This is a genomic window from Actinomadura keratinilytica, assembly GCF_039539665.1.
In the GTDB taxonomy this organism is placed as follows: domain Bacteria; phylum Actinomycetota; class Actinomycetes; order Streptosporangiales; family Streptosporangiaceae; genus Spirillospora; species Spirillospora keratinilytica.
This window is the reverse complement of record NZ_BAABDO010000211.1, coordinates 1-5492: the sequence shown is the minus strand read 5'-3', so window position 1 is coordinate 5492 and position 5492 is coordinate 1. Positions and strand designations below refer to the sequence as shown.

Genomic DNA, 5492 nt, shown 5'->3' with positions numbered 1-5492 from the left:
CCATCGCGAGCCTCATGCTCTGGCTCAACCACGATCCACAAAACAGGCCCTAGGCCAGCATGGCATGTGTCGGCCCCGCGCACGCGGGGATGGTCCCATCTTCCGCAGGTCATGGGGTAGTGCGCTCCAGTCGGCCCCGCGCACGCGGGGATGGTCCCCGGCTCAGACGTGATCGCGATCCTGATCTGTCGTCGGCCCGCGCACGCGGGGATGGCTCAGCACGTGGCGCTGTCGGCGCTGATCAAAACTGGGGCGGCCCCGCGCATGCTGGGGGGTGGCTTCATGCTCGGCGCGTTCTGCGCCGTGGACGCAGGGTGATCTGAGCAACTCGTGTCGTGCGGTGATGCTTGACATGTCTGGCCCTGTGCACGCGGCAAGGTTTGGGCTTCGACTGCGGATCTTCGGCACAGGGTGTCCCGGCCGATTGAGGCGCCGCCCGGCGGCGGCTTCCATGCGTCAGGGGTGGTCTTCGGCGCAGGTGACGTGCAGTGCGAGGGCGGAATGGTCGGTGAGGCCGAGTTGCCGGGGCTGGTGGAGGTAGTCGCAGGACAGCAGCCGTTCGCGGTGCGGGGCGGTAATGAATGCATGGTCGAAGCGATAGCGACCTGACCGGCCGAACCAGGAGTGTTCGACGGCCTGCGGGTGCAGGTGGCGGAATGCGTCGGTGAGTCCAGCGGCGGCGAAGGAGCGGTAGAAATCGTACTCCCACTCGCCGAAGATGCGGTGGTGTGGGGTGTGGCCGGGTTCGAGGACGTTGAGATCTCCTGCGACGACGAGAGGACCGTCGCAGTTGGCGACCAATTCGGGCAGGGCGGCGGAGACGGCCTCTTGAAAGGCGCGCTTGTCCTGGTTGCGACGCTGTTGCGGTCCTCGCGAGGGGACGTACAGCCCCAGGAGGGTGATCGGGCGGCCGCCGATGTGCAGGGTCGCGCAGGGGGCGCGGTGCGGTAGCACCGTGACGCCGCTGGGGACCGGGGTGAGTTCGGCGCTGCGGGAGGCGAGCACGGTGCGGTAGTCGCGGCCCGCGGGTCGGGGGGCGAGCACGGAGGCGTAGCCGTGGTCGGTCAGGGCGGTGGTGAGGGCGTCGCCGCCAGGGCCGGGTCCGACCTCGGTGATGACCAGCAGGTCGGCGGTCAGCTGGTCGGCCAGCCAGGCGGCTTGGCGGCGGGCGCGTGCCGGTGAGGCGTGCTGGGCGTTGAACACGATCAGCCGTGCCGTGGTGGTGGACGCCCGGTGTGAGGGTGTGCCGGCGAGGAGGGCGAGCTGATCGGCGGTCATGAGCGTGGTTCCTGTTCTTCATCAAGGAAGACCTCGCCGAGGCTGTCGAGGCGTTGGTGGAGCCGTTGAGCGGTGGCGCGGACGAACGCGAGGTCTTCGGCGGAGAGCGGTCTGTCGATGGCGGTCAGGTTCTGGGTGATCTGCTCAGGGGTGGTGAAGCCGACGAGGACGGCGGCGTTGTCGGCGCGCTGCAGGCAGTACTGGAGCGCGACGCGGGCCAGGTCACCGGTCGAAGAGCCGAAACGTTCACGCAAGGGGGCCAGGCACTGGTGGATGGCGACCAGCGCGTCGCGGGTGAACCAGCGTTTGCGCAGCCGGTGATCGCCTTCGGCGAAGACCGGCGGGTTGTCGGGGTCGTATTTACCGGTCAGCAGGCCTTGGGCGAGGGGTTTGTTGATGAGGACGCTGACGCCGTGCTCGGCGGCGAAGGCGAAGATGTCCTGCTCAGCGGCGGGCGGGGGTGGGGTCAGGGCGTTGTAGCGGACGGCCAGGTACTCGGGGCGCACCTTGTGGAAGAGGTACCGGAAGCGGGCGTGTTTGTCCTCGCGCTGCTTTTTGGGGATGGCGAGGCGATCGGTGGCGTACCGGTGCGGTCCGCGCATTCCCACCGCGCGGATCAGCCTCTGCTGCTGAAAGGCGCGCATCTGCTGGATCGCTGGCTCCAGGTAGCGGTCGTGGGGGCCGAAGTTGGCGTTGTGCAGGAAGTAAATGTCCAGATGGTCGGTACGCAGGTTCTCCAGGGTGGTGTGGAGTTGGCGGCGCATGTGCGCGGGTTGGTAGGCGTGGGCGGCGGTGCCGCGGTAGTAGCCGACCTTGGAGGACAGGACGATGCTGTCGCGAGGGACGGTGGCCACCAGGCGTCCGAGTAGGCGTTCGGAGTGGCCGTGCCCGTAGACGTCCGCTGTGTCGAACAGGTTCGCGCCAAGGCTGTAGGCGGTCTCCAGGCCGCGCATTGAGGCGGCGTCGTCGGCGGTGGACCAGCCCATCGGCAGGCCGAGGTTGGTGGCGGGACCGCCTATGGCCCAGCAGCCGATTCCGATGGGGTGCACGGTCAGTCCTGCGGTCAGCCTGCGGCGCGGTGACGTGTTGCCCGGTGGCCGGGTAGGGGAGCCTGCCACGTTCTTTCGTCCCTCTCTGTGTAAAGGCGGGGTGATGGTGATGCGGCTGGGGCTAGGGTCGTGCGCCGTGACGAACCCACATCCTCACACCGACCTGGACCTGGACGCGATCCTGGCGAAGGGCTGGGTCGATCGCACGGACCTTTCGCCTGCCGAGTACGAGCGAGCCGAGCGGTTCTACGCGACCATGCGCGCGCACGACGGCCATCTCGTCCGGGTCCGCGCCGAAGCGTCCGCGTTGATCGAGGAGTGGACCGGACACACGCCGCGCGATGTCGGCTCCTTCGGCACCCGGCTGAACCTGGAGACCTCGGACCTGGATCTGGGGATCGGCTACCCGGTCGAGCAGCGTGAGGTCCTGATGAAGGCGCTCGACGGGCGTGCCCGGTTCCTCGGCGAACGTGCCACCCGGTTCTCCACCACGCGTCTGGTGTTCGGTTTCCAGGTGGACGGCGTCGAGATCGACCTGAGCGCCCTGACGGTGGAGGACTTCGCGGTGGCCTGCCGGATGCTCGACCAGATCGAGCAGGCCATGACCCTGGAGGAGCGGGTCTGCCACACCTGGGTCAAGCACCGGTTGCGCACCGCCGGCAGGCTGCAGGAGTACGCCGCGTGGAAACTCACGACCTATCGGCGGTTCTGCCCAGAGTTCAACTGGGTGCCCATCCCGGAGAAAAGCGGCTCCTGAGACCCCGGCGAGCCTCCCCGCCCAGGCGCAACGGGCTTCAGGTGCCACAGGGGTCCGCCGCGTTGATCAGCCGCCATCCGGTGGCGGCCTCCCAACGGGCGTACTCGCGTCGCAGCAGGCGGGAGTGCGCGGCTTCCAGCACACCGGCGACCTGCGCCACCGTTTCGTCCATGCGTCCTCGCAAGAGGTCGATCTCCCTCTCCAGCAGGTCGCGGATCTGCCCGGACAGCGCCTCCTGCCCGGCCTCCCGGTCTGCGACGTCGAGGGCGCTGCCGTCGTACGGTTGGGCGTCGATCGCCTCGATCATGCCGCCGAGGACCGTGTGTGCGGCGTCCTTGAGGATCACACGGGCTCCGCGCACCAGGTGTCGTGACGAGCCGTCCAGAACCTTCTCCAGCGACTTGAGGGTGTAGTCCAGCGCGAAGTTGCGGTCCACCCACCGCTGCGCCCACTGGCTGGCCACGCCGATGCGCCCATCCTGGTACCGGGCGTCGATGCGGCCCATCGACGGCCGTGCCGTCCCTGCCAGCCCGGCCTGGCGCACCTTGCGCGTGTAGGCGGCGCCGATCAGGCACTCCATCGACACCAGCGGATAGGAGATCTCGGTGTGGAAGGCGCGTCCGGCGGCGTGCTCGGCCACGAACTCCTCGTCGCGCACACCGTGCACGACCGCTTCCGCCGGCATGTCCGGCTGCGGGCGCAACAGCAGGTCCGTGCGTCCCTGGAAGGCGTAGCTGGCCTTCAGCTCCTGCAGGCTCATCAACGGGTCGAAGGTGATGTAGGTGAAGCGGGTCGGGACGCCCAGGGCGGACAGCGTTCGGATGGCCAGGGCGTTCTGCTCTGCGGTGGTCTCTTTGTTCAACCGGTCCAAGATGGAGTCCACACCGGACTCCACCCCGAACAGCATCCGCCGCAGCCCTCGCCGCACCAGGGTGCGCCACATGCCGACGCGCTCGACGTACCATGCCTCGTCCCGGGCCGGGTCCACCACCTGGTCCACGCGACAGCTGGACTCCCAGGCGAACCCGGCTCGGTGTACCAGTTCAGCCACGTGCAGTGCCCGCGCGGCGGCGTCCGGGCCACGGCCGATGAACTCCTCGTCCACCAGGTACAGCGTGCGGGAGAGGCCCGGGTATCGGTCGAACACCTGGCGCATCTCCGCCAGCACCCATTCCAGGCCCTCTACCGGGGCACTTGACCAGGTGCCCTTGTGGCCGCGTGGGCAGAACGAGCAGAAGTTCGTGCACCCCCGGCTGGTCTCCAGCTGGGCCACACCGTGGTGCTCGAACGTGGCGGGCAGCAGATCGAGCTCTGGCCAGATGTCGCCCGCCGTGTCCCGGGATGCGGGCTTGGCCGTGCGGCGCAGGGTGATGTTGAGGCCGCCGCCCCGCGCGGCTCCGAGGTACCCCAGGCCCGGCACCTGATCGAGTTCGATGTCGCCGTGCCAATGGGCGATCAGCCCTTGGACGGTGGCCTCCCCGGCTGCGCGGGCCACCAGTAACCGCGGGTACCGCTCCAGCAGCAGGGCCTCGTTCCGCGCGGCCAGTGATCCGCCGACCACCACCAGCGGTGGCCGCGGGGTGGCGAAGGCCGCATCCAGCAGGCGGATGAGCAGGTCGTGCTGCCCGAATGTCGCCGACACGCCGAGGATGTCCGGGCTGTCCGCGACGACCTGGTCGATCAGGTCGTCCAGTGTCACGCCGAGCTGCATGTCCGCCAGCCGCACTGTGCCCGTCAGCGTCGCGCGAGCGGCACGCGCCACATCGCTGATCCCGAGCGGGAACCGGGGCAGTGGGAAGTACTCGGGGTGGTACAGCGCCGCCAGCAGCATGCGCGGACGGCTGAGACGGAACACCGCATGCTGGTCGACGTCGGCCAGCGACAGCCACCCGCTCGTCTCCTCCAGCTGGACGTGCTCGTCAGCCCATGCGGGCCAGTGATGCGTGGAGTGCGGTCGACCTGATAGGTCCGCCGCCACCCACCGCGTGTCACCGCGTTCCAGCAACAGCAAACGCCGCTCCAGCGTGCCCGCCACGAGCACCCGGCGGGGGGCGTGTTCGGCCAGCACCGCACGCAGTCGTGCAGGATCGAGCGCCGCCTCGTCCACAGCGCGCTCCACAGCAGGGCGAACCAGGTCGGACGTCCCGGCCAGCCGGACGGCGTCCAGTGCTCTGACACCGATGTCAGCGGGCATTCCTGCTCCTTGGGTCGTGGTGTGGTGGTCGGGAATCGGCCGACGGCACGCCCGGCGGACCTGCGGCCTCCAGACGATTGAAAGCGCGCCCCGGTCTGGCCGCCACAGGCCGCGGTCACCGGACACGCGTAGCGTGCTTAACGGCCGGGGATGCAGCCCGCTGGACCGCCCCGGCGATCTTGGAGGCTAGATCGTCTGGTTCTCGGCTGCCGAG

The 5492-nt window shown here is 69.2% G+C and carries 5 protein-coding genes; 2 read left to right on the top strand and 3 right to left on the bottom strand.

Annotation, left to right across the window (positions count from 1 at the left end; all coding sequences use genetic code 11):
* Positions 1-168 precede the first annotated feature (168 nt).
* On the top strand, positions 169-318 hold the full coding sequence (locus ABD879_RS31910) for a hypothetical protein (RefSeq protein ID WP_345025508.1): 150 nt from the start codon (positions 169-171) through the stop codon (positions 316-318).
* A gap of 138 nt (positions 319-456) precedes the next feature.
* Here ABD879_RS31910 and ABD879_RS31905 read toward each other — a convergent pair whose 3' ends face one another.
* Both ABD879_RS31905 and ABD879_RS31900 read right to left on the bottom strand, forming a co-directional pair.
* The gene (locus ABD879_RS31905) at positions 457-1278 is read right to left on the bottom strand and encodes an endonuclease/exonuclease/phosphatase family protein (RefSeq protein WP_345025507.1); all 822 of its coding nucleotides are present in this window, start codon (positions 1276-1278) and stop codon (positions 457-459) included.
* Positions 1275-2327, bottom strand: coding sequence for an aldo/keto reductase (locus ABD879_RS31900; protein ID WP_345025506.1), 1053 nt, complete (start codon positions 2325-2327; stop codon positions 1275-1277). Before ABD879_RS31900 ends, ABD879_RS31905 begins: the two co-directional genes overlap by 4 nt.
* Before the next feature lie 103 nt (positions 2328-2430).
* Between ABD879_RS31900 and ABD879_RS31895 the strand changes: the two genes are divergently transcribed.
* Positions 2431-3084 carry a hypothetical protein gene (locus ABD879_RS31895; RefSeq protein WP_345025504.1) on the top strand — a complete coding sequence of 218 codons (654 nt, stop codon included), beginning with the start codon at positions 2431-2433 and terminating at the stop codon, positions 3082-3084.
* 37 nt (positions 3085-3121) lie between these two features.
* Here the strand turns inward: ABD879_RS31895 and ABD879_RS31890 are convergent, their stop codons facing one another.
* Positions 3122-5278 (bottom strand): B12-binding domain-containing radical SAM protein, encoded by a 2157-nt coding sequence (locus ABD879_RS31890; protein WP_345025502.1) that lies wholly within the window; start codon positions 5276-5278, stop codon positions 3122-3124.
* Between the last annotated feature and the right edge of the window lie 214 nt (positions 5279-5492).

What these genes read in the sequence shown, in the direction of transcription:
- ABD879_RS31905 (WP_345025507.1), bottom strand. Translation starts at nt 1,278, where the DNA reads ATGACCGCCGATCAGCTCGCCCTCCTCGCCGGCACACCCTCACACCGG.
- ABD879_RS31895 (WP_345025504.1), top strand. Translation starts at nt 2,431, where the DNA reads ATGGTGATGCGGCTGGGGCTAGGGTCGTGCGCCGTGACGAACCCACAT.
- ABD879_RS31890 (WP_345025502.1), bottom strand. Translation starts at nt 5,278, where the DNA reads ATGCCCGCTGACATCGGTGTCAGAGCACTGGACGCCGTCCGGCTGGCC.